Annotated in this window: 20 protein-coding genes; 17 read left to right on the top strand and 3 right to left on the bottom strand. The window is 68.9% G+C overall.

Annotated features, from left to right (window positions below):
* The first annotated feature begins 39 nt into the window (after window positions 1-39).
* The 3 genes from ACWPN5_RS05580 (at window position 40) to ilvC (ending at window position 3,555) form a co-directional block, all read left to right on the top strand.
* Complete coding sequence (locus ACWPN5_RS05580; protein ID WP_145678329.1) at window positions 40-1,803, top strand: acetolactate synthase 3 large subunit; 1,764 nt, start codon at window positions 40-42, stop codon at window positions 1,801-1,803.
* A 50-nt stretch (window positions 1,804-1,853) separates the two neighbouring features.
* The gene (gene ilvN / locus ACWPN5_RS05585) at window positions 1,854-2,360 is read left to right on the top strand and encodes an acetolactate synthase small subunit (RefSeq protein ID WP_014239995.1); all 507 of its coding nucleotides are present in this window, start codon (window positions 1,854-1,856) and stop codon (window positions 2,358-2,360) included.
* Window positions 2,361-2,535: 175 nt separating this feature from the next.
* Window positions 2,536-3,555 (top strand): ketol-acid reductoisomerase, encoded by a 1,020-nt coding sequence (gene ilvC, locus ACWPN5_RS05590; protein ID WP_014239996.1) that lies wholly within the window; start codon window positions 2,536-2,538, stop codon window positions 3,553-3,555.
* Window positions 3,556-3,736: 181 nt separating this feature from the next.
* Here the strand turns inward: ilvC and phoU are convergent, their stop codons facing one another.
* The gene (phoU, locus tag ACWPN5_RS05595; protein WP_492294710.1) at window positions 3,737-4,441 is read right to left on the bottom strand and encodes a phosphate signaling complex protein PhoU; all 705 of its coding nucleotides are present in this window, start codon (window positions 4,439-4,441) and stop codon (window positions 3,737-3,739) included.
* Window positions 4,442-4,623: 182 nt separating this feature from the next.
* Here phoU and ACWPN5_RS05600 point away from each other — a divergent pair, with 182 nt between their 5' ends.
* From ACWPN5_RS05600 to mrdA, 5 genes are all read left to right on the top strand, one after another.
* Entirely contained in the window at window positions 4,624-5,166 is a 543-nt protein-coding gene (locus ACWPN5_RS05600) for a TIGR00645 family protein (protein ID WP_492294712.1), read from the top strand.
* Window positions 5,167-5,607: 441 nt separating this feature from the next.
* Entirely contained in the window at window positions 5,608-6,648 is a 1,041-nt protein-coding gene (locus tag ACWPN5_RS05605; RefSeq protein ID WP_492294714.1) for a rod shape-determining protein, read from the top strand.
* A gap of 90 nt (window positions 6,649-6,738) precedes the next feature.
* Window positions 6,739-7,608, top strand: a complete 870-nt coding sequence (gene mreC / locus ACWPN5_RS05610; RefSeq protein ID WP_145678326.1) for a rod shape-determining protein MreC — start codon at window positions 6,739-6,741, stop codon at window positions 7,606-7,608.
* On the top strand, window positions 7,605-8,117 hold the full coding sequence (gene mreD / locus ACWPN5_RS05615) for a rod shape-determining protein MreD (RefSeq protein ID WP_014240002.1): 513 nt from the start codon (window positions 7,605-7,607) through the stop codon (window positions 8,115-8,117). The genes mreC and mreD overlap by 4 nt, the downstream gene beginning before the upstream one ends.
* A 55-nt stretch (window positions 8,118-8,172) precedes the next feature.
* A complete protein-coding gene (mrdA, locus tag ACWPN5_RS05620) occupies window positions 8,173-10,050 on the top strand; it encodes a penicillin-binding protein 2 (protein ID WP_137114267.1) in 1,878 nt (625 codons plus the stop codon).
* Between the two features lie 23 nt (window positions 10,051-10,073).
* Here the strand turns inward: mrdA and ACWPN5_RS05625 are convergent, their stop codons facing one another.
* Complete coding sequence (locus tag ACWPN5_RS05625) at window positions 10,074-11,666, bottom strand: methyl-accepting chemotaxis protein (protein ID WP_492294717.1); 1,593 nt, start codon at window positions 11,664-11,666, stop codon at window positions 10,074-10,076.
* Window positions 11,667-12,031: 365 nt separating this feature from the next.
* On the opposite strand from ACWPN5_RS05625, the gene ACWPN5_RS05630 reads away from it, so the two are divergent.
* Window positions 12,032-12,664: a DedA family protein gene (locus ACWPN5_RS05630; protein WP_492294719.1), complete on the top strand. Its 633-nt coding sequence runs from the start codon at window positions 12,032-12,034 to the stop codon at window positions 12,662-12,664.
* Between the two features lie 16 nt (window positions 12,665-12,680).
* On the opposite strand, the gene ACWPN5_RS05635 is transcribed toward ACWPN5_RS05630, so the two are convergent.
* Window positions 12,681-13,400 (bottom strand): LysE family translocator, encoded by a 720-nt coding sequence (locus ACWPN5_RS05635; RefSeq protein WP_492294721.1) that lies wholly within the window; start codon window positions 13,398-13,400, stop codon window positions 12,681-12,683.
* Between the two features lie 163 nt (window positions 13,401-13,563).
* Between ACWPN5_RS05635 and ACWPN5_RS05640 the strand changes: the two genes are divergently transcribed.
* The 8 genes from ACWPN5_RS05640 (at window position 13,564) to deoA (ending at window position 22,028) form a co-directional block, all read left to right on the top strand.
* A complete protein-coding gene (locus ACWPN5_RS05640) occupies window positions 13,564-14,562 on the top strand; it encodes a BMP family lipoprotein (RefSeq protein ID WP_145684553.1) in 999 nt (332 codons plus the stop codon).
* Window positions 14,563-14,710: 148 nt separating this feature from the next.
* Window positions 14,711-16,258, top strand: coding sequence for an ABC transporter ATP-binding protein (locus tag ACWPN5_RS05645; protein ID WP_492294723.1), 1,548 nt, complete (start codon window positions 14,711-14,713; stop codon window positions 16,256-16,258).
* Window positions 16,259-16,342: 84 nt separating this feature from the next.
* On the top strand, window positions 16,343-17,545 hold the full coding sequence (locus ACWPN5_RS05650; RefSeq protein ID WP_492294725.1) for an ABC transporter permease: 1,203 nt from the start codon (window positions 16,343-16,345) through the stop codon (window positions 17,543-17,545).
* Complete coding sequence (locus tag ACWPN5_RS05655) at window positions 17,538-18,512, top strand: ABC transporter permease (protein ID WP_145684557.1); 975 nt, start codon at window positions 17,538-17,540, stop codon at window positions 18,510-18,512. The genes ACWPN5_RS05650 and ACWPN5_RS05655 overlap by 8 nt, the downstream gene beginning before the upstream one ends.
* Window positions 18,512-18,934, top strand: a complete 423-nt coding sequence (cdd, locus tag ACWPN5_RS05660; RefSeq protein ID WP_492294728.1) for a cytidine deaminase — start codon at window positions 18,512-18,514, stop codon at window positions 18,932-18,934. Before ACWPN5_RS05655 ends, cdd begins: the two co-directional genes overlap by 1 nt.
* A 15-nt stretch (window positions 18,935-18,949) precedes the next feature.
* Complete coding sequence (locus ACWPN5_RS05665; RefSeq protein ID WP_014240013.1) at window positions 18,950-19,783, top strand: purine-nucleoside phosphorylase; 834 nt, start codon at window positions 18,950-18,952, stop codon at window positions 19,781-19,783.
* A complete protein-coding gene (deoC, locus tag ACWPN5_RS05670) occupies window positions 19,780-20,577 on the top strand; it encodes a deoxyribose-phosphate aldolase (protein ID WP_492294730.1) in 798 nt (265 codons plus the stop codon). The genes ACWPN5_RS05665 and deoC overlap by 4 nt, the downstream gene beginning before the upstream one ends.
* A gap of 128 nt (window positions 20,578-20,705) precedes the next feature.
* A complete protein-coding gene (gene deoA, locus ACWPN5_RS05675; protein ID WP_145684568.1) occupies window positions 20,706-22,028 on the top strand; it encodes a thymidine phosphorylase in 1,323 nt (440 codons plus the stop codon).
* The last annotated feature ends 2 nt before the right edge of the window (window positions 22,029-22,030 follow it).

A 22,030-nucleotide genomic window follows, 5' to 3' on the forward strand; every position in this document is an offset into this window, starting at 1 on the left:
CCCGTGAAAAGAGGGGCCCCCATTGGAAGGTCGTGAGCTATGCCCGAACAGAAGCTGACCGGCGCGCAGATCGTCATCAAGGCCCTGAAGGATCAGGGCGTAGACATCATCTTCGGTTATCCGGGCGGCGCGGTACTTCCGATCTACGACGCCATCTTCCAGCAGAACGACATCAAGCACATCCTCGTCCGGCATGAGCAGGCCGCCGTGCACGCCGCGGAAGGCTACGCCCGCTCCACCGGCAAAGTGGGCTGCGTGCTGGTGACCTCCGGCCCCGGCGCCACCAACGCCGTGACGGGCCTGCTCGACGCGCTGTGCGACAGCATTCCGCTGGTCTGCCTGTCCGGGCAGGTGCCGACCCACCTGATCGGCAACGACGCCTTCCAGGAGGCCGACACCACCGGCATCACGCGCCCCTGCACCAAGCACAATTACCTGGTGAAGGACGTCAACCAGCTGGCCCGCACGATGCACGAGGCCTTCTACGTGGCGCGCAGCGGCCGCCCCGGCCCGGTGCTGGTCGACATCCCGAAGGACGTGCAGTTCGCCGACGGCACCTACATCCCGCCGACCGAGGTCAAGCACAAGACCTACCGCCCGCAGGTGAAGCCCGAGATCGCCCGCGTGGAGGAGGCCATCGAGCTGATCGCCACCGCCAAGCGCCCGATCTTCTACACCGGCGGCGGCGTGGTGAACGCCGGCCCGATCGCGGCCAAGCTGCTGACCCAGTTCGTGAAGCTGACCGGCTTCCCGATCACCTCGACCCTGATGGGGCTGGGCGCCTTCCCGGCGTCGGACCCGCAGTGGCTGGGCATGCTGGGCATGCACGGCACGTACGAGGCGAACCTCGCCATGTACAACTGCGACGTCATGATCAACATCGGCGCCCGCTTCGACGACCGCGTGACCGGCAAGCTGTCGGAATTCGCGCCGGGCTCGAAGAAGATCCACGTCGACATCGACCCCAGCTCGATCAACAAGAACGTCGCGGTGGACATCCCCATCGTCGGTGACGCCGGCGCCGTCCTGGAGGACATGATGCGCATCTGGAAGGCCCGCCAGAAGCGCGCCGACCAGACCGCCATGAAGGAGTGGTGGGGCCAGATCGAGGGCTGGCGCGCCCGCAATTGCCTGAACTACAACCGCACCGAGGCGGTCATCAAGCCGCAGTACGCGCTGGAGCGGCTGCGCGAGGCGCTGCGCGGCAAGAACCATTACGTGACGACCGAGGTCGGCCAGCACCAGATGTGGGCCGCCCAGTTCCTGCCCTTCGACGAGCCGAACCGCTGGATGACCTCCGGCGGCCTGGGCACCATGGGCTATGGCCTGCCGGCGGCCATCGGCGCCCAGCTCGCCCACCCCGACGCCATCGTCGTGGACGTGTCGGGCGAGGCCTCCTTCCTGATGAACATGCAGGAGATCGGCACGGCGGTGCAGTACCGCGCCCCGGTCAAGATCTTCATCCTGAACAACAAGTACATGGGCATGGTGCGCCAGTGGCAGGAGCTGCTGCACGGCTCCCGCTACTCCAACAGCTACTCCGAGGCGCTGCCCGACTTCGTGAAGCTGGCGGAAAGCTGGGGCTGCGTCGGCCTGCGCGCGACCACGGTGGCCGAGGTGGACGAGGTCATCGAGAAGATGTTGGCCGTCACCGACCGCCCCTGCATCATCGACATCGCCGTGGACCCGAAGGAGAACTGCTTCCCGATGATCCCCGGCGGCAAGGCCCACAACGAAATCCTGTTCGGTCCGGAGGACAGCCCGTCCGACGCCACGCCGGAAGACGGCATGGTGCTGGTCTGATCGCGGCGACCAAGACGAACGGTTGAAGGCCCTCTGGCGGAGTACGGATCGTGGAAGAGAAGATCGAGAAGCACACCATCGCCGTGCTGGTGGACAACGAGCCGGGCGTGCTGGCCCGCGTCATCGGCCTGTTCTCGGGCCGCGGCTACAACATCGAAAGCCTGACGGTGGCGGAGGTGAACAACGCCGACCACCTGTCGCGCATCACCCTGGTCACCTCCGGCACCCGCATGGTGGTGGAGCAGATCAAGGCCCAGCTCGACCGCCTCGTGCCGGTGCACAAGGTGCACGACCTGACGGACGAGGGTCCGTCGGTGGAGCGCGAACTGGCGCTGGTCAAGGTCGCCGGCACCGGCGAGCGCCGCATCGAGGCGCTGCGCCTGGCCGACATCTTCAAGGCGAAGGTGGTGGACGCCACCCTGACCTCCTTCGTGTTCGAACTGACCGGCACGACGGCGGAGGTCGACGATTTCGTCGGGCTGATGGCCCAACTCGGCCTCGTCGAGGCCAGCCGGACCGGCGTCGTCGCCATGTCCAAGGGAGCCACCGGCTTCTGATCCCGGCCTTATGACGGCCAGGATGATGGCGGGCCATGAGTTTGAAGCGACCCAGCCCGCCGTCCTTTATCCGTCTACCGAACAGTGTTCTGCTTGACGCGGCCCTTTCGCCGGTGGAGTAATTCCGCTGCGCAAAACTCGCACCACCAGATCGAAAAATCCAAGGAAGACCACCATGCGCGTCTATTATGATCGTGATGCCGACGTGAACCTGATCAAGGGGAAGAAGGTCGTCATCGTCGGCTACGGCAGCCAGGGCCACGCCCACGCCAACAACCTGCGTGACAGCGGTGTGAAGGACGTGCGCATCGCCCTCCGCCCCGGCTCGGCCACCATCAAGAAGGCTGAGGCCGCCGGCTTCACGGTCATGGCTCCGGGCGAGGCCGCCGCCTGGGCCGACGTGGTGATGATCCTCACCCCGGACGAGCTGCAGGCCGACCTGTACCGCGACGACCTCGCCAAGAACCTGAAGGAAGGCGCCGCTCTGGCCTTCGCGCACGGCCTGAACGTGCACTTCAACCTGATCGAGCCGCGCGCCGACCTCGACGTGTTCATGATCGCGCCGAAGGGCCCCGGCCACACCGTCCGCGGCGAGTACCAGCGCGGCGGCGGCGTGCCCTGCCTCGTGGCCGTGCACCAGAACGCTTCGGGCAACGGGCTGGACATCGCCCTGTCCTACGCCTCGGCCATCGGCGGCGGCCGCGCCGGCATCATCGAGACGACCTTCAAGGAAGAGTGCGAAACCGACCTGTTCGGCGAGCAGGCCGTGCTCTGCGGCGGCCTGACCGAGCTGATCAAGGCCGGCTACGAGACGCTGACCGAGGCCGGCTACGCCCCGGAGATGGCCTATTTCGAGTGCCTGCACGAGGTGAAGCTGATCGTCGACCTCATGTATGAGGGCGGCATGGCCAACATGCGCTACTCGATCTCCAACACCGCCGAATACGGCGACTACAAGACCGGCCCGCGCATCATCACCCCGGAGACCAAGGCCGAGATGAAGCGCGTTCTGGAGGACATCCAGACCGGCCGCTTCGTCCGCGACTGGATGCTGGAGTGCAAAGCCGGCCAGCCGTCCTTCAAGGCGACCCGCCGCCGCAACGCCGAGCATTCGATCGAGCAGGTCGGCGAGAAGCTGCGCGCCATGATGCCGTGGATCGCCGAGCGCCGTCTGGTCGACAAGTCCAAGAACTGATCGGTTCCTGGACTGGACATGGAAAAGCGCGCCGTAAGGCGCGCTTTTTCGTTTGTGGAGGGAGGATTGGGACGATCTGTGCCCCCTCCCTAACCCTCCCCCGCTTCGCGAGGGAGAGGACCAAACTCCCTCCACCGCGAAGCGGGGGAGGGCCGGGGAGGGGGCAGCCGGAGGATTCCCCTCACACATCCCCCCGCGACCGGTCCGCCCGCGGACGCTCGTCGAGCAGCGGCCGGCCGGTCTGCACGAAATGCACCACCTCCGCGATGTTGGTGGCGTGGTCGCCGATGCGCTCCAGGCTTTTGGCGATGAACAGCAGGTGCATGTGGGCGGTGAACATCTCCGGCAGGCGGCCGGCCGACTGGTTGATGCTCTCGCACAGGCTGGTGTAGAGCGCGTCGACCTCGTCGTCGGTGCGCCAGACGCGCAACGCCAGTTCGACGTCGCCGTCCACATAGGCGTCCACCGCGGTGGTCAGGCGCTGGCGCACCAGACGGCCCAGGTTGGGCAGGGTGCTCATCGCCGGGGATTCGGGGAATTCGGCCACGGAGACGGCGCGGCGGGCGGTGTTGGCGGCGTGGTCGCCGACGCGCTCCAGGTTGCCGGCGATCTTCAGGGCGGCGATCACCTCGCGCAGGTCGTCGGCCACCGGCTGGCGCAGCACCAGCATGCGCATGCAGTTCGCCTCGATCTCGTGCTCATAGCTGTCGAGGCGTGCGTCGGACTCGACGATGGCGCGGGCCTGCTCCGGGTTGCGCTGGGTCAGGCAGGTCAGCGCGCCGTCCAGCTGGGTTTCCGCGGCGCCCGCCATCTGCACGATGCTGGCCTTCAGCCGCTTCATGGCGTCTTCGAACGCGGTGACGATGTGCGGGGCGGGGTGCTTCATGGGACTGGCCTTATCGGTGCGGCGGACGGCCGGAAACCTTACCGGTTCGCGGCCCGGCAGGCCAGCGCCGTCGCTGCGGGGGATGCGGCGCGCGGTGCATGGGGACGGTTGATTTCGCATGTGCGGAATGGCAAGAGTTCGGCCCTCCTACCCCTTTTGACCGAGCGCGGACGCCAACCGTCATGATCGAACGCCGTTTCGAACAGATCATCTTCGCCAGCCGCTGGCTGCTCGCCCCCTTCTATCTGGGGCTCGTCGTGTCGCTGGTGCTCCTGCTCGCGAAGTTCACCCAGGAGATCTTCCACATCGTCCCGCACGTGCTGGAGATGCAGGAGAAGGACGTCCTCCTGGCCGTGCTGACCCTGATCGACCTGTCGCTGGCCGGCAACCTGCTGCTGATGGTGATCTTTTCGGGATACGAGAACTTCGTGTCCAAGATCGACGTGGCCGACCACAAGGACCGGCCGGACTGGATGGGCAAGGTCGACTTCGGCGGGCTGAAGCTGAAGCTGATCGCCTCCATCGTGGCGATCTCCGGCATCCACCTGCTGAAGGCCTTCATGAACATCGACCACATCAGCAAGGAGAACCTGATGTGGATGGTCGTCGTCCACATGACCTTCGTGCTGTCCGGCGTGCTGCTGGCCCTGATGGACCGGCTGGAGGGGAGTCATCGAGGAGCGCACGGCACGGCCGCGGCCGCTGCGAAATCCGACCATCATTGAGGCCGCCGGAGCGGTTTCAAACCCGACACAAAGCCGTTGCGGCGGGTGGGGAATCAGCCTAAGGATAGCCCCCGGCGCGAGCGGGGCGGTGGCCCGGATGCCGGAGGCTTCCGCCTTCTGTTGACGGAAAATTAACCCTGACGCGGCAGTGTGGCGAACACCGGAGGACGGCGTTCCGCCAGGACTTCGGGGATTGGACATTCCGCCGGGACCGGCCTTGCCTCAAGGACCGCCTCCCATCGACCAGAGCGCCGGACCGGCGCCGGCATCCGCCCCACGGGCGCCGGAAACAGGGTTCGGCAAGGCGTGCCGTCTGCACTCTCCGCTTGAGCGCGAAGGGGCATTCGTCTATGGAACCGTTGGCGGGCGTGGCCCTCCGCACCGGAGCGGGCACATCGCCGGCAAGGCCGTCTCAACCGCATTGAAGAGTTAGTCGGGTCCATGCTTTCCAAACTCCTCGGCGTGCTTTCCGCCGACATGGCGATCGATTTGGGGACGGCCAACACCCTGGTCTATGTCAAGGGCCGCGGCATCGTTCTGAACGAACCCTCGGTCGTGGCCATCGCCAACGTCCGCGGCAAGAAGCAGGTGCTGGCCGTCGGCGACGAGGCGAAGATGATGCTGGGCCGCACGCCCGGCAACATCCAGGCCATCCGCCCCCTCCGCGACGGCGTCATCGCCGACTTCGAAGTCGCCGAGGAGATGATCAAGCACTTCATCCGCAAGGTGCACAACCGGCGCAGCTTCGCCAGCCCGCAGGTCATCATCTGCGTGCCGTCGGGCTCCACCGCCGTGGAGCGCCGCGCGATCCAGGAATTGGCGGAGGCCGCCGGCGCCCGCCGCGTCTTCCTGATCGAGGAGCCGATGGCCGCCGCGATCGGCGCCGGGCTTCCGGTGACGGAGCCGACCGGTTCCATGGTCGTCGACATCGGCGGCGGCACCACCGAGGTGGCCGTGCTGTCGCTGGGCGGCATCGTCTATTCCCGCTCGGTCCGCGTGGGCGGCGACAAGATGGACGAGGCCATCATCGGCTACATCCGCCGCACCCACAACCTCCTGGTCGGCGAAGGCTCGGCGGAGCGGATCAAGAAGGAAATCGGCTCGGCCTGCCCGCCGGAAGACGGCGAAGGCCGCATCCTGGAGATCAAGGGCCGCGACCTGATGAACGGCGTGCCCAAGGAACTCATCATCTCCGAGCGGCAGATCGCCGAGTCCCTGGCGGAGCCGGTGTCGGCCATCGTCGAGGCGGTGAAGGTCGCGCTGGAGCACACGGCGCCGGAACTGGCCGCGGACATCGTGGACAAGGGCATCGTGCTGACCGGCGGCGGCGCCCTGCTGGGCAACCTGGACTTCGTCCTGCGCCACGCCACCGGCCTGCCGGTGTCGATCGCCGACGACCCGCTGTCCTGCGTCGCGCTGGGCACCGGGCGGGCGCTCGAAGAGATGAAGACGTTGCGAAACGTCTTGGTCAGCGCCTACTGATTGGTGTATTGCTCGCTTGGGTTCCCCCGGTGGTTCGTCCATTCGCCGGCGTAGCCGGGGGCGGATCGCGTACCTGGACGGGATGATCCTGTGAAGCCTCGCAATTCCGGTTCCGTCGTGCGCCTTGCCGCCCCGCTGCGGGCGCTCGCCCAGCGCTTCTCCTTCCTGTTGCTGGTGCTCGCCTCGATCGCCCTGATGATGGTGGGCCGGATCGACGCGCTGTCGGTGGACAGCGCGCGCGCCCGGGTGACCGACGCCTTCGCCCCGATCCTCGACGCGATCTCGCGCCCCGCCGCCACCGCCGCCCATGTCGTGGAGTCGGTGGTCGAGGTGCAGAACGCCTTCGAGGAGAACCAGCGGCTGAAGGCGGAGAACGCGCGGCTGCTGCAGTGGAAGCAGGCGGCGCTGCGGCTGGAGGCGGAGAACATCAGCCTCCGCTCGCTGCTGAAGGCGACGCCGGAGCCGTCCTCCTCCTTCATCACGGCGCGGGTCATCGCCGCTCCGGGCAGCTCTTTCCTGCGCACGCTGGTGGTCACCGCCGGCCGCCGCGACGGGGTGCGCAAGGGGCAGGCGGCCATCGCCGGCAGCGGGCTGGTCGGCCGGGTGATCGAGGTCGGGGAATGGTCGTCCCGCGTCCTCCTGCTGACCGACATCAACACGCGCATCCCCGTCGTTCTGGAGCGCTCGCGCCAGCGGGCGGTGATGGCGGGCGACAATTCCGACCAGACCCGGCTTCTCTACCTGCCGCCGGAAGCGCCGGTGCAGGTGGGCGAGCGGGTGGTGACCTCCGGTCACGGCGGGCAGTTCCCGCCGGGCCTGCCGGTGGGCGTGGTGTCCTCGGCCGGTGAACGTGGCGTCCGTGTGCAGCCGAACGTCGACCTGTCGCGGGTGGAGCACCTGCAGCTGGTCGAGTTCACCCTGCCGGGAAGCGAGACGGAACCGTCGTCCGAGTCGAAATGACGCTGACCCTGTGGCAGCGGCTGGACAAGACGGGGCGGAATCTCGCTCCGTTCGCGGTGACGGTCATGCTGGCGCTGGCCGGGATGATCCCGGTGCCGCTGCCCGGCTATGCGTCGGTGGCGCCTTTCCTGACCGCCGTCGCCGTCTATTATTGGGCGATCCACCGGCCCGATCTGATGGGGCCGGGCACCGCCTTTCTGATCGGTTTGCTGCAGGACCTGCTGACCGGCGGACCGCTGGGGGTGAACGCTCTGGTGCTGGTGCTGGTCCATTGGGCGGTGTCCAGCCAGCGGCGCGTGCTGGTGTCCAGCACCTTCGCCCTGATGTGGTTCGGCTTCGGCTTGGTCATGATGGGCGTGGCCTGCATCCAGTGGCTGGCCTTTTCGGCGCTTCAGGCGACGGTGCTGCCGTTCCGGCCGGCGCTGTTCCAGGCGCTGCTGACCATGGCCTTCTTCCCGGCGATCGCCTGGATGCTGATCCGCGTCCATCGGGCGTTTCTGCAGGGGTGATCGGCGGGCGTGAGGGCAAGGATGATCTGGCAGGGGATGTGAGCCTTTGACTGCGATGGACCGCGACACCGACCGCTACCGCCTGCTGACCCGCCGCGCCGCCGTGCTGGGTGGGCTGAAGCTTGCCGGTCTGTCCGCTCTGGTCGGGCGGCTCTATTACCTGCAGGTGGTGGAATCCGCGCGCTACACCATGCTGGCGGAGGAGAACCGCATCAGCCTGCGCCTGGTCGCCCCGTCGCGCGGCACCATCGTCGACCGGTTCGGCGCGCCGCTGGCGGTGAACCAGCAGAATTACCGCGTCGTCGTGGTGTCGGAGCGCACGCGCAACATCCAGGACACGCTCGACAAGATCTCGAAGATCGTCCCGCTGACCGACGGCGACCGCCGCCGCGTCATGCGCGAGCTGCACCGCAAACGCCGCTTCGTGCCGGTCACCGTGCGCGAGAACCTGACCTGGGAGCAGGTCGCCACCATCGAGATGAACACGCCGGACCTGCCCGGCGTCGCCATCGAGGTCGGCGAGATCCGCCACTACCCGGAGGCGGAGGCGACCGCCCACATCCTGGGCTATGTCGGCGCCGTGTCGGAGGCGGAGCTGAACGGCGACCCCGTTCTGTCGCTGCCCGGCTTCCGCATCGGCAAGGCGGGGATGGAGAAGTATCACGAGAAGGCGCTGCGCGGCACGGCGGGCACCAGCCAGCTCGAGGTCAACGCGGTCGGGCGCGTCATCCGCGAGCTGTCGCGCGACGAGGGGCAGCCGGGCCGCGAGGTCCAGCTGACCATCGACATCGGCCTGCAGAAGTTCGTGCAGCAGCGGCTGGCGCAGGAGGTCAGCGCCTCCTGCGTGGTGATGGACGTGCACACCGGCGGCATCTACGCCCTGTGCTCCCACCCCAGCTACGACCCCAACCAGTTCACCATGGGCATCAGCGCCGAGCTGTGGGAGGAGCTGCTCTCCAACCAGGCAACCCCGCTGAACAACAAGGCGGTGGCCGGGCAGTACCCTCCGGGCTCGACCTTCAAGCCGGTGGTGGCCCTGGCGGCGCTGGAGTCCGGCTTGATCAGCCGCAACCACTCGGTCTTCTGCCCGGGCCACATGGACCTCGGCGACCACCGCTTCCATTGCTGGAAGAAGGGCGGGCACGGCACGGTGGACGTGGTCGGCGCGCTGCGCCATTCCTGCGACGTCTGGTTCTACGACGTGTCGCGGCGCATCGGCATCGACCGCATCGCCGAGATGGCCAACCGCTTCGACATGGGGCAGCTGACCGGGCTGGACCTGCCGCACGAGCGGCCGGGCCTGATCCCGTCCATCGACTGGAAGAAGGGCGCGCTCGGCAAGCCCTGGGCGCAGGGCGAGACGCTGATCGCGGCGATCGGGCAGGGCTATGTGCTGTCCACGCCGATGCAGCTCGTCGCCATGACGGCGCGGCTGGCCAACGGCGGTTTCGCGGTGAAGCCCCACCTGACCAAGCAGATCAAGGCGCTGTCCGGCGAGCAGACGAGCTGGCCGCCGATCGGGGTCAAGAAGGAGAACCTCGACCTCGTCCTGCGCGGCCTCTACGAGGTGACCAACGCGCCGAACGGCACCGCCTACAAGTCGCGCATCACCGAGCCCGGCTATGAGATGGCCGGCAAGACCGGCTCCGCCCAGGTCCGCCGCATCACCATGGCGGAGCGCAGCACCGGCGTGAAGAAGAACGAGGACCTGCCCTGGCGGGAGCGCGACCACGCGCTGTTCATCTCCTACGCGCCGGTCAGCTCCCCGCGCTACGCCTGCGCGGTGTTCGTGGAGCATGGCGGCGGCGGGTCCACCGCGGCGGCGCCGATCGCGCGCGACATCCTGCTGGAATGCCAGAAGCGCGATCCGGGCCGCGCCGCCGTGGCGGAGAGCGCTCCGCCGCCCCCGCCGCCGGGGGGCACCCGGGGCTAGGGGCTTCGGAGCCGCGCGGCCGCTTACGCCGCGCGGACCTCGGCGAGGAACTGGTCCACCTGATGCTTGAGGCTTGAGGCACGCTCGGCCAGCTGGTCGGCGGCGGTCTTCACGCTGTGGGTGGCGGCGCTGGTCTCCGCCTCCGCCTGCTGGATGCCGGCGACGTTGCTCGACACCTCGGCGGTGCCGCCGGCGGCCTGCTGGGCGTTGCGGCTGATCTCGCCGGTCGCCGCGCTCTGCTGCTCGACCGAGGCGGCCATCTCCGCGGTGGAGCGGTCGATGTCCTCGACCTGGGTGATGATGGCGCGCATGGCCTCCACCGTCCGCCCGGATGCGCTCTTCACCGCGGCGATCTGGTTGCCGATCTGCTCGGTCATCGCGTGGGTCTGGTTGGCAAGGTTCTTCACCTCGCTGGCCACCACGGCGAAACCCTTGCCGGCCTCCCCGGCGCGGGCGGCCTCGATGGTGGCGTTCAGCGCCAGCAGGTTGGTTTGCGAGGCGACGGCGTTGATCGAGGCGACGATCTGGTCGACCTGTTCGATGGCAGCGGCCAGGGCGTCGAGCTGGGCCTGGGCCTGATTGGCCCCCTCGGCGGCGGCCTTGGAGCGGGCGGCGGAGCGGGTGACGCGTTCGGCCAGCTCATGGATGGAGGCGGACATCTCCTCCGACGCCGAGGCGACGGTCTGGACGTTGGCGCTGGCCTCCTCCGAGGCGCCGGCGACGGCGTTGCACTGGGCGCCGACCTCCTCGACCGCGGAGGCGAGCTGGGCGGCGGTGGCTTGCAGCTCGGTGGCGGCGCCGCCGACGTCGTTCACGATGACGCCGACCTGCGACTCGAAGCGGCCGGCCAGGGCGAGCATCGCGGCGCGCTTCTCCGCCTGGGAGCGGGCCTCGGCCTCCTTGGCCTCGCGCTCCATGGCGCGGCTGTGCAGCAGGTTGCGCTTGAACACGTCGGCGGTGGCGGCGATGGCGCCGACCTCGTCCTTGCGGTCGGTGCCGTAGACCTCGGTGTCGAGCTTGCCGTCGGCGAGGCCGCGCAGGCAGGCGACGATGGCGTTGACCGGCCGGACAATGCCGAACTGCGACATCAGCCAGCCCAGCAGCAGGCCGGCCAGGATGCCGACCGACGCGGCGGCGATGAGCTGGGTGGTCCGCCGCTCCGCCAGTTGGGTGGCGTCGTCCGACAGGCGGGACGCCTCCTCGTCCGTGTAGGCGGTGTAGGCCATAGTCATCTGCTGAAGCTTATTCGCAACCTCGGCGCTCTTCTCCACCGAGGCGAGAATCTCGCGTTGGACGCTGACGTTTCCGTTCGCCCCGATCCGGCGCGCCACGGTCAGCGTCTCTTGAAGTTCCCGGTTGTAATAGGACGTCAGCAACGTCGAGAACTCGCCCAACAGGCGCTTCTGCTCGGGATCGCCGGATTCGATGATCTTGCCGAGATGGGTGACGATGGTGTCGCGGGTTTTGGCGATGCTGGAGGTGACCTGTTCAAGGTCGTTGGGATTGGCGGCCAGCCGGTACTCGTCGCGGATCAGCTCGACCACCAAGCGGTTCAAGCGCGCGCCGATCCTCATCTCCTCACCCGACACCTTGATCTCGTCGGTCGCGCGATTCAAGGCATCCAAACCGGAAATGGAAGTGGCGGTGATGCCGCCACAGATTGTGGCCAGCAGAACAATGATTGACAAAATTTTTGTGGATATTTTCAGGTTGCCTAGGAGCATGGGGAGGACTCTCTTTTGGAGCCCCGACTCTCTGGGTATGCCGTGGCAGGACTCGAGGGGAGGGGCTTGTTTGCACACATAAGTGTGTACGTCTCTTACCTATTTTATATCTAAACATTTGTCAGCTGAATGTGACATGCGGTTTTGCGCCGCGATAACCGCCAGGAACCGACCGCCGTCCGCGCTGTTTTTTTGAGGGATTAAAATCTGGGTGAGCAGATATGGCCGGCGGACTGACCAATTGGCTGGTGGATGTGATGCACACGATGAATTACGTGGGCATTTTCCTGCTGCTGGTTCTGGCGCGGGTTATCCCGCCCGTTCCCGCGGAATCGGTCATTCCATTGGCTGGCATCGCGGCGGCGCAGGGCGAGTACAACCTGCTCGGCGTTGCCTTGGCCGGTGGGTTGGGCTCGCTGGCCGGGCAACTGGTGTGGTTCCTGCCCAGCCGCCTGATGGGCCGCGACCGGCTGGAGGCGTTTCTAAAACGCTACGGTCACTGGTTGACGATCCACCCCAGGAAGGTCCGACGAAGCACGGAGTGGTTTGGAAAGCATGGCGGGATCGCCGTCTTCCTGACCCAGCCGGTGCCCGGGGTACGGACGCTGATCTCGATCCCGGCGGGGGCCTGCCGGATGTCGATCCCGCTCTACTGCCTCTATTCCGGGGCCGGGTCGATCCTGTGGACGCTGCTGCTCGCCTGGACGGGCTACATGCTCTCCCGCTGGCCGTTCGCGCACAGCCTGGTGGGCTATTTCACCGTGGGTCTGCTGGTGGTTCTGGTCGGGCTCTATCTGTACAGGCTGGTCAGCCATTTCCACGGCATACGCCGCGCCCAAAAATCCCCCGGCGGCGACCCGCCGGTGGCCGGGGCCCCGTTCAGTCCCTGAGTTCAGCCCGTAAGGATCAACCCATGGCCCAGGAGGCCATGCCGGTGAAGGCCATGCCCAGCGCCCAAATGCCGAAGGCCGCCAGCGCCACTCCCGTGCAATGGTTCAGCCGGGTCAGCCCGCGGTCGGAAATGCGGTGGCGCACCGCGGCAACACCCATCGACAGGGCGAGCCACCACAGCGACGCTCCGATGAAGACGCCGGCCACCAGCGTGGAAGCGTCCACCCGCCCCAGATTGCCGCCCAGCCCGAAGCCGGCGAAGATGGCGATGAAGGCCATGATGGTCGCCGGGTTGGTCAGGGTCAGCGACAGGCCCGTCATGAAGCCGCCGAGGAAGGACGGCGTGTCGGGGGCGCTGGCCGCCTCGCGCTCCTCGTCCTCCGGTTTCTGGCGGAAGGTGCGGATGGCCACCACGATCAGGAAGATGCCGCCGACGAGCTGGAAGGCGATCTCGTGCCCCTGCAGGAAGTCCAGGGCGGCGGACACGCCGAAGGCGGCGATGGCGCCGTAGATGGTGTCGGCCACGGCGGCGCCGAAGCCGGTGAAGAAACCCATCAGCGGCCCGTGCTGCAGCGTGCGCCGGATGCACAGCAGACCGATGGGACCGACGGGGGCGGCGATGGCGATTCCAAGGACGATGCCCTGCAGCAGCACCACCAGACCATGCACGCCGATCACCTCGTCCAATATGGGATTCCCCTCCTCCGGGCAATGGCGGGCGTGATAGCGGGCCACCGCCCTTCCGTCAACCGGCGTCGCGGGGGGAGGTCCCGCAAAGGGCTTTTGCCTGCGGCGGAAATCCCTCCCGCCATGTGCCCCCTGTCACCGGGCGGGAGGAGCGGCTATCCTGGCCGCCACGCCCCGGCAAGCGGGCGCACCGGAACGGGGAAGCGGAACGATGACGATGACGCGCATTCTGACCATCCTGGCCCTGTCGCTGACGGCGGCGACCGTTCCCGCCGCGGGGCCCGCCCTGGCAGCGGACGAATTCATGCCGGCGGTGGTGTTCGACCAGGGCGGCAAGTTCGACAAGTCCTTCAACGAGGCGGCCTACAACGGGGCGGAGCGCTTCAAGAAGGAGACCGGGATCGTCTACCGCGAGTTCGAGGTCACCAGCGAGAGCCAGCGCGAGCAGGCGCTGCGCAACATGGCGCGGCGCGGCGCCACCGTCATCACGGCGGTCGGCTTCTCCCAGTCCGCCGCCGTGGACAAGGTGTCGCGGGAGTATCCCAACACGAAATTCTGCCTGATCGACGACAAGCTGGACCTGCCCAACGTCCAATCGGTGACCTTCAAGGAGCATGAGGGCTCGTTCCTCGTCGGCATGCTGGCGGCGCTGGCCTCGCAGAGCGGCAAGGTGGGCTTCATCGGGGGCATGGACATCCCGCTGATCCGCAACTTCCTGACCGGCTACGAGCAGGGCGTTCGCCATGTGAAGGCGGACGGCGAGGTCTTCACCAACATGACCGGCACCACGCCCGCCGCCTGGAACGACCCAACCCGCGGGGCGGAGCTGGCCAAGAGCCAGTTCGGGCGCGGCGCCGACGTGGTCTTCGCGGCGGCCGGGGCGACCGGGCTGGGCGTTCTCCAGGCCGCGGCGGACGCCGGCAAGCTGGGCGTCGGGGTGGACAGCAACCAGAACTGGATCCACCCGGGCAAGATCCTGACATCCATGGTCAAGCGGGTGGACGTGACCGTCTACGACTGCATGAAGTCGGCCAGGGACGGCAGCTGGACGGCTGGGCACCGCGTCGTCGGGCTGAAGGAGGAAGGCGTCGGCTACGCGCTCGACGAGAACAACCGCAAGCTGGTCACGGCGGAGATGGAGACGGCCGTCGAGGACGCCAAGCGCAAGATCATCGCGGGCGAGCTGGTGGTGAAGCCGTATCAGCCGTGAGCTGAGTTTCCGCGTTGCCGAGCATTGCCCCCTCCCTGACCCTCCCCCGCTGGGCGGGGGAGGGAAATCGGCCCTCTCCTGCGAAGCGGGGGAGGGAAGGGGCCCGCGGCGAAGCCGTGGGAAGGGTGGGGGCAAGGACCTTCCAATCATGAAAGTCCCCATGCCCCAACACCCTCCCGCTTTGGAAACCCGCGGCGTCAACAAGTGGTTCGGCGCCAACCACGCCAATCGCGACGTGTCGCTGGCTGTGCCGAAGGGCACCATCCACGGCGTGATCGGCGAGAACGGCGCCGGCAAGTCGACGATCATGAGCATCGTCTACGGCTATCTGCCCGCCGACGGCGGCACGATCCTGGTGGACGGCCGCCCGGTGGCGGTGCGCAGCCCGCGCGACGCCCTGGCTGTCGGGATCGGCATGGTCCACCAGCATTTCATGCTCGTCGATCCCTTCACCGTGCTGGAGAACGTGCTGCTGGGGGCGGAGGGTGGCGTCACCCTGGCCGCCGGAATGGCGCGGGCGCGGGCGGAGCTGACCCGGCTCGCCCGCGACTACGGGCTGGAGGTGGACCTCGACCGTCCGGTCGGCGAGCTGCCGGTGGGGGCGCAGCAGAGGGTGGAGATCCTCAAGGCGCTCTACCGCGGCGCCGACCTCCTGATCCTCGACGAGCCCACGGGCGTCCTGACCCCGCAGGAGACCGACCACCTCTTCCGCATCCTCCGCGCCTTGCGCGGGCAGGGAAAGACGGTCGTCATCATCACCCACAAGCTGCGCGAGATCATGGAGCTGACCGACAACGTGACGGTCATGCGCCGCGGGCAGGTGGTGGCGAACGTCGCCACCGCCGACACCAGCCGCGAGGCGCTGGCCGAACTGATGGTCGGGCGCAAGGTGCTGCTGCGGGTGGAGAAGGCGCCAGCCACGCCCGGCCCGGCGGTGCTGGAGGTCTCCGGCCTGCGCGTGTGCGACGGCGCCGGGGTGGAGCGGGTGAAGGGCGTCGGGCTGACCGTGCGCGCCGGGGAGATCGTCGGCATCGCCGGTGTCTCCGGCAATGGCCAGTCCGAACTGCTGGAAGCGCTGGCCGGGATGCGCACGCCGGCGGGTGGCTCCGTCCGCCTGCGCGGGGAGGAGCTGGCCGACCGGCCCGACCGCTTCACCGCGCGGGGGCTGCGCGCCCTCGGCGTCGGCCATGTGCCGGAGGACCGGCAGAGGGTCGGCCTCGTCACGAGTTTCGAGGCGCAGGAATGCGCGATCCTCGGCCATCAGGGCGATCCGGCCTTCAACGGGCGGCTGCTGATGGACCGCCGCGCCCTGTTTGACCGCTGTGCGGCGGAGATGGACGCCTACGACGTGCGCCCGCGCGACCCGCGCCTGCCCGCCGCCAACTTCTCCGGCGGCAACCAGCAGAAGATCGTGCTGGCCCGCGAGATGGAGCGGAATCCCGACCTGCTGCTGGTTGGCCAGCCCACCCGCGGCGTGGACATCGGCGCCATCGAGTTCATCCACCGCCGTCTGGTGGCACTGCGCGACCAGGGCAAGGCGATACTGCTGGTGTCGGTGGAGTTGGACGAGATCCGCGCCCTGTCCGACCGCATCCTGGTCATGTTCGACGGCCGGCTGGTGGGTGAGGTCGCCCCGGACGAGGCGGACGAGCGGCGTCTCGGCCTGATGATGGCCGGGGTGACGGAGGCAGCGTAAGGTTGACCCCGAACGCTCCCGCTTGCGCTGGCCCCGTGCGCGGGGCACTTTCCTTGACGCCGGGACGCTCGAACCGTCCGGTCTGTGAACGGAAATCACCACGGATGGAGCCGGGATGGCGCAGGACGCGGCGCAGGGGGGACGGGCCGGGGCTTCGGCCGGCCGGGCGCGATTCCCGGCTGGGTCGGCTACGCGCTTCTGCCGCTGCTGAACCTGCTGGCCGCCCTCGTCCTGTCCGGGCTGGTCATCCTGGTGATCGGCGAGAATCCGCTCGACGTGCTGGCGCTGCTGGTGACCGAGGCGGTCGGCTACCCCGAGGCCATCGGCTACACCCTCTACTACACGACCAGCTACATCTTCACCGGGCTGGCGGTCGCCATCGCCTTCCATTGCGGGCTGTTCAACATCGGCGGGGAGGGGCAGGCCTATCTCGGCGGGCTGGGGGCCGGGCTGGTCGGGCTGGCTCTGACCGGCTGGCCCTGGCCGGTGGCGGCGCTGGGCGCGGTGGTCCTGTCGGCTCTGTTCGGGGCGGTCTGGGGGGCGGTTCCCGGCTGGCTCCAGGCCAAACGCGGCAGCCACATCGTCATCACGACGATCATGTTCAACTTCATCGCCGCGGCGATCATGACCTACCTGCTGGTGGACGTGCTGATCCGCCCCGGATCGCAGTCGCCGGAAACGCGGGAGTTCGATCCCGGCGTCTGGCTGCCGACCATGGACCGGGCGCTCGGCTGGTTCGGCGTCGCCATCCCGGCCTCGCCGCTGAATCTGTCCTTCCTGTGGGCGCTGGCCTGCTGCGCGCTGTTTTACCTGTTCCTGTGGCGGACCCGCTGGGGCTACGAGATCCGCACGGTCGGGCGGAACGAGCGGGCGGCGATCTACGCCGGCATCTCGCCGGCGCGGAACATCATCCTCGCCATGGCGATCTCCGGGGCGTTTGCCGGCTTCGTCGGCGTGAACGAAATCATGGGGGTGCAGCACCGCATCCTGCTGAACTTCACCGGCGGGGTGGGCTTCGTCGGCATCGCCGTGGCGCTGATGGGGCGCAACCATCCGGTGGGGATCATCCTGGCGGCGCTGCTGTTCGGCGTGCTGGCGCAGGGGGGCGGACAGGTGTCCTTCGAATACCCCACCGTGAACCGGGAGCTGGTGATGGTCATCCAGGGCCTCGTCATCCTGTTCGCCGGGGCGCTGGAGAACCTGTTCAAGCCGCGGGTCGAGGCGCTGTTCCGCCGTCGTCGCGAGTGGCGCGGCGGGGGCCATGACGGGGGAACAGCGCATGGATGACGCCCTGCTCGTCGTCCTGCTGCTGGCTGACGCCACCATCCGCGTGGCGACCCCGCTGGTGCTCGCCGCCTTCGCGGCGCTGTACAGCGAGCGGGCGGGGGTGGTGGACATCGGGCTGGAGGGCAAGATGCTGGCCGGCGCCTTCTTCGCCGCCGCCGTCGCCTCCTCCACCGGAAACCCCTGGCTGGGCCTGGGCGCCGCCATCGCGGCCTCGGTGGCGCTGGCGCTGGTCCATGGCTTCGCCTGCATCACCCACAAGGGCAACCAAGTGGTGTCGGGCATGGCGATCAACATCCTGGTCGCCGGGCTGGCGCCGACGCTGGCCTACGCCTGGTTCCGCCAGGGCGGCCAGACCCCTCTGCTGCCGGGGGAGGCGCGGTTGCCACAAATCCATCTGCCGGGGGTGGAGGCATTGTCCGGGATTCCGATCCTCGGCCCCGTCTACCGGGAGCTGATCGACGACGCCAACGTGCTGATCTGGCTGACCGTCCTTCTGGTGGTGGCGACCCACTGGCTGTTCACCCGCTCGCGCTTCGGGCTGCGGCTGCGCGCGGTGGGGGAGAACCCGTCGGCGGTCGACACGGCGGGCCTGTCGGTCACGCGGCTGCGCTATCAGGCGGTCATCATCACCGGGGTGCTGACCGGCATCGCCGGCGCCTACCTGTCCACCGCGCACGGCGCCGGATTCGTGCGCGACATGACGGCGGGCAAGGGCTATCTGGCGCTGGCCGCGCTGATCTTCGGGAAATGGCGGCCCTGGCCGACGCTGTTCGCCTGCCTGCTCTTCGCCTTCACCGACGCGGTGCAGGTGCGCCTGCAAGGCGTGCCGCTGCCGGTGGTGGGGGTGATCCCGGTGCAGTTCATCCAGATGCTGCCCTATGTGCTGACCGTGCTTCTGCTCGCCGGCTTCGTCGGGCGGGCGGTGGCGCCCAAGGCCAGCGGCGTCCCCTATGTGAAGGAACGGTGATGAGCGACCCGCAAAACGTCCCCGACTCCCTGCTTGCTGCCGCCCGCGACGCGATGGCGCAGGCCTACGCGCCCTATTCTCATTTTTCGGTCGGTGCGGCCATCTTGGGCGAATCCGGGCGCATCCACGCCGGGGCGAATGTGGAGAACGCCGCCTACCCGCAGGGTCAGTGCGCCGAGGCCTCGGCCATCGGGGCGATGATCCTGGCCGGGGACCGAAGCATCCGGGCGATCGTCGTGATGGGCGGCCGGACCGGCGACGGCCGGCTGTGCACGCCCTGCGGCGGCTGCCGCCAGCGGTTGCGCGAGTTCGCCAAACCCGACACGCCGATTCATGTCTGTGGACCGGAAGGGCTTCGGCAAACGTTTCGGTTGGACGAGTTGCTGCCGCACTCCTTCGGCCCTGACAATCTCGACTTCTGAGGGGAACTGACCGCCATGACCGCCGCACGCGCCGCCGCGGAAATCCTGCACCGGGTCCCCGGCTTCCGCCCGCGGGTGGGGATCGTGCTCGGCTCCGGCCTGGGCGGGGTCGCCGACCGCATCGAGGGGGCGACCGTCATGCCCTACGGCGACCTGCCCGGCTTCCCGCTGCCCAGCGTCGAGGGGCACATGGGCCGGCTGGTGCTGGGCCATCTCGGCGGCCAGCCCGTCGCCTGCATGCAGGGCCGCGTCCACGCCTACGAGGGCAACGGCTTCGACGCGCTGAAGACGGCGGTCCGTGCGCTGAAGCTGGCCGGCTGCGACACGCTGGTGCTGACCTGCGCCGCCGGCTCGCTGCGGGTGGAGGTCGGGCCGGGGCGGCTGATGGCGATTTCCGATCACATCAACATGCTGGGCGCCAACCCGCTGACCGGCCCCAACGAGGACAGCTTCGGCCCGCGCTTTCCCAGCATGACCGACGCCTGGGACCCGGCCCTGCGCGCGCTGATGCGGCGCCGGGCGCTGGAGCTGAACATCGATCTGGTCGAGGGCGTGTACGCCGCCTATCCCGGCCCCTCCTTCGAGACGCCGGCCGAGGTCCGGATGTTGAAGGTCCTGGGCGCGGACGCGGTCGGCATGTCCACGGTGCCCGAATGCATCGTCGCGCGGCATTGCGGCCTGCGGGTCGTGGGCTGCGCGGTCATCACCAACCTGGGGGTGGGACTCGGCGACGGGCCGGTGGACCATGACCAGACCCTGCGCGCCGCCTCGGCCGCCGCCTCCGACCTGGAGCGGCTGCTGACCGGCTTTCTCGACGGGCTGAACATAGACGAAGGACGCCGGTCATGAAACTTCCCGCCGATCTGCAACGGGCGCTCGACAGCGCGACCGCCGTCAAGGCCGACGCCAAGGGGGCCGGCCGCGCCGTCGGCCTGCTCGACCTGACCAGCCTGAACGACGACGACACCGAGCAGGCGGTGGAGGCGCTGTGCAAACGCGCCGTCACCCCCGCCGGCAAGGTCGCCGCGGTGTGCGTCTGGCCCCGCTTCGTCAAGACCGCGCGCAAGGCGCTGAAGGGCAGCGGCGTGAAGATCGCCACCGTCGTCAACTTCCCTTCGGGGGAGGCCGACGCGGCGACGGTGGCGGCGGAGACCAAGGCGGCCATCAAGGACGGCGCGCAGGAGATCGACGTGGTGCTTCCCTACCGCGCCTTCATCGACGGCGCCCGCACCCAGCCGATGAACGTGATCCGCGCCTGCCGCGAGGCCTGCGGGACCGACGTGACCATGAAGGTGATCCTGGAGTCCGGCTGCTTCCCCGATCCGGAGCTGTTGGCCTGGGCCGCTCGCGACTCCATCGCCGCCGGGGCGGATTTCCTGAAAACCTCCACCGGCAAGGTGCAGCCGGCCGCGACGCTGGAGGCGGCGGCGCTGCTGCTGCACGTCATCCATGAATCGGGCAAGCCGGTGGGCTTCAAGGCGGCGGGCGGCATCCGCGACGCCGATGGGGCGGCGGCCTTCCTGGCGCTTGCCACCGCGATCCAGGGCAAGGGCTGGGCCAAGCCGGAGACCTTCCGCTTCGGCGCGTCGGCGCTGCTCGAACTCGCTGCTCGCCACCGCCGGCCATGGCGGCGGCAAGGGTGAGGGAAAGGGCGAGGGCAAGGATGGGAAGGACGGCAAGGGCGACGGCAAGGGCGGTGGGGCGGTTGCCCAGCCGGCCGCCGCCGGCTATTGATCCGCGCGACAGACCAGACCACGGAACGGACGCACGGATGCTTCCCCAGGAACTGATTCGCAAGAAGCGCGACGGCGCACGCCTGGACGCGGCGGAGATCGGCGCCTTCGTGCGCGGCATCACCGACGGCTCCGTCACCGAAGGGCAGGCGGCGGCCTTCGCCATGGCCGTCTTCTTCCGCGGCATGACACTGGAGGAGCGGGTGGCACTGACGCTGGCCATGCGGGATTCCGGGACGGTGATGCGCTGGGACCATCTCGACCTGCCCGGTCCGGTGGTCGACAAGCATTCGACCGGCGGCGTCGGCGACAAGGTCAGCCTGATCCTCGCCCCGGCGCTGGCCGCCTGCGGCGGCTTCGTGCCGATGGTCTCGGGGCGCGGGCTGGGCCACACCGGCGGCACGCTCGACAAATTCGAGAGCATCCCCGGCTACCGCGCCAAGCCCGACCGGGCGACGCTGGAACGGGTGGTCAAGGAGGTCGGCTGCGCGGTGATCGGCGCCACCGACGACATCGCCCCCGCCGACCGCCGGCTCTACGCCATCCGCGACGTGACGGCGACGGTGGAGACCATCGACCTGCTGACCTCCTCGATCCTGTCGAAGAAGCTGGCGGCCGGGCTGGACGCGCTGGTGATGGACGTGAAGTTCGGCTCCGGCGCCTTCCTGCCCGACATCGCCAAGGCGCGGGAGCTGGCCGACAGCCTCGTCACCGTGGCCGAGGGCGCCGGGCTGCCCACCGTCGCGCTGCTGACCGACATGAACGAGGTGCTGGGCCTGACCGCCGGCAACGCGCTGGAGATGCGGGAGTGCATCGACATCCTGCGCAGCGGCGCGGCCGACTCCCGGCTCTACGAGGTCACCGCCGCCCAGGCCGCCGAGCTGCTGGTGCTGGCCGGGCTGGTCCCCGACGCCGCCGCCGGCCGCACCCGCTTCGACCAGGCGATGGCGAGCGGGCAGGCCGCCGAGCGCTTCGCCCGCATGGTCCACGCGCTGGGCGGCCCGGCGGACCTGCTGGACGCGCCGGACCGCTATCTCGACGCCGCCCCCGTCGTCCAGCCGGTCTTCGCCGAGCGGGCGGGCGTGGTGGCGGCCATCGACGTGCGGGCGGTCGGCATCGCCGTGGTGGCCCTGGGCGGCGGGCGGACCAAGACGACCGATCCCATCGACTTTGCGGTCGGGCTTGCCGACGTCGCCGGGCTGGGCGCTTCGGTGGGACCGGCGGAGCGCCCGCTCGCCGTCGTCCACGCCCGCAGCGCGGCGCAGGCGGAGGACGCGGCGGCGCTGCTCCGCCGCGCCTTCACCTTGGCCGACAGCGCTCCGCCGGCCGGACCGCTGATCGCCGACCGCATCCGGCTGTAAGA

It is taken from the genome of Azospirillum sp. UENF 211521, from assembly GCF_058780535.1.

Excerpts from the sequence above, each read along its gene's own strand:
- ACWPN5_RS05580 (WP_145678329.1), top strand. The coding sequence starts at position 40 with ATGCCCGAACAGAAGCTGACCGGCGCGCAGATCGTCATCAAGGCCCTG.
- ilvC (WP_014239996.1), top strand. The coding sequence starts at position 2,536 with ATGCGCGTCTATTATGATCGTGATGCCGACGTGAACCTGATCAAGGGG.
- phoU (WP_492294710.1), bottom strand. The coding sequence starts at position 4,441 with ATGAAGCACCCCGCCCCGCACATCGTCACCGCGTTCGAAGACGCCATG.
- ACWPN5_RS05600 (WP_492294712.1), top strand. The coding sequence starts at position 4,624 with ATGATCGAACGCCGTTTCGAACAGATCATCTTCGCCAGCCGCTGGCTG.
- ACWPN5_RS05605 (WP_492294714.1), top strand. The coding sequence starts at position 5,608 with ATGCTTTCCAAACTCCTCGGCGTGCTTTCCGCCGACATGGCGATCGAT.
- mreD (WP_014240002.1), top strand. The coding sequence starts at position 7,605 with ATGACGCTGACCCTGTGGCAGCGGCTGGACAAGACGGGGCGGAATCTC.
- mrdA (WP_137114267.1), top strand. The coding sequence starts at position 8,173 with ATGGACCGCGACACCGACCGCTACCGCCTGCTGACCCGCCGCGCCGCC.
- ACWPN5_RS05630 (WP_492294719.1), top strand. The coding sequence starts at position 12,032 with ATGCACACGATGAATTACGTGGGCATTTTCCTGCTGCTGGTTCTGGCG.
- ACWPN5_RS05640 (WP_145684553.1), top strand. The coding sequence starts at position 13,564 with ATGACGATGACGCGCATTCTGACCATCCTGGCCCTGTCGCTGACGGCG.
- ACWPN5_RS05645 (WP_492294723.1), top strand. The coding sequence starts at position 14,711 with ATGAAAGTCCCCATGCCCCAACACCCTCCCGCTTTGGAAACCCGCGGC.
- ACWPN5_RS05655 (WP_145684557.1), top strand. The coding sequence starts at position 17,538 with ATGGATGACGCCCTGCTCGTCGTCCTGCTGCTGGCTGACGCCACCATC.
- cdd (WP_492294728.1), top strand. The coding sequence starts at position 18,512 with ATGAGCGACCCGCAAAACGTCCCCGACTCCCTGCTTGCTGCCGCCCGC.
- ACWPN5_RS05665 (WP_014240013.1), top strand. The coding sequence starts at position 18,950 with ATGACCGCCGCACGCGCCGCCGCGGAAATCCTGCACCGGGTCCCCGGC.
- deoC (WP_492294730.1), top strand. The coding sequence starts at position 19,780 with ATGAAACTTCCCGCCGATCTGCAACGGGCGCTCGACAGCGCGACCGCC.
- deoA (WP_145684568.1), top strand. The coding sequence starts at position 20,706 with ATGCTTCCCCAGGAACTGATTCGCAAGAAGCGCGACGGCGCACGCCTG.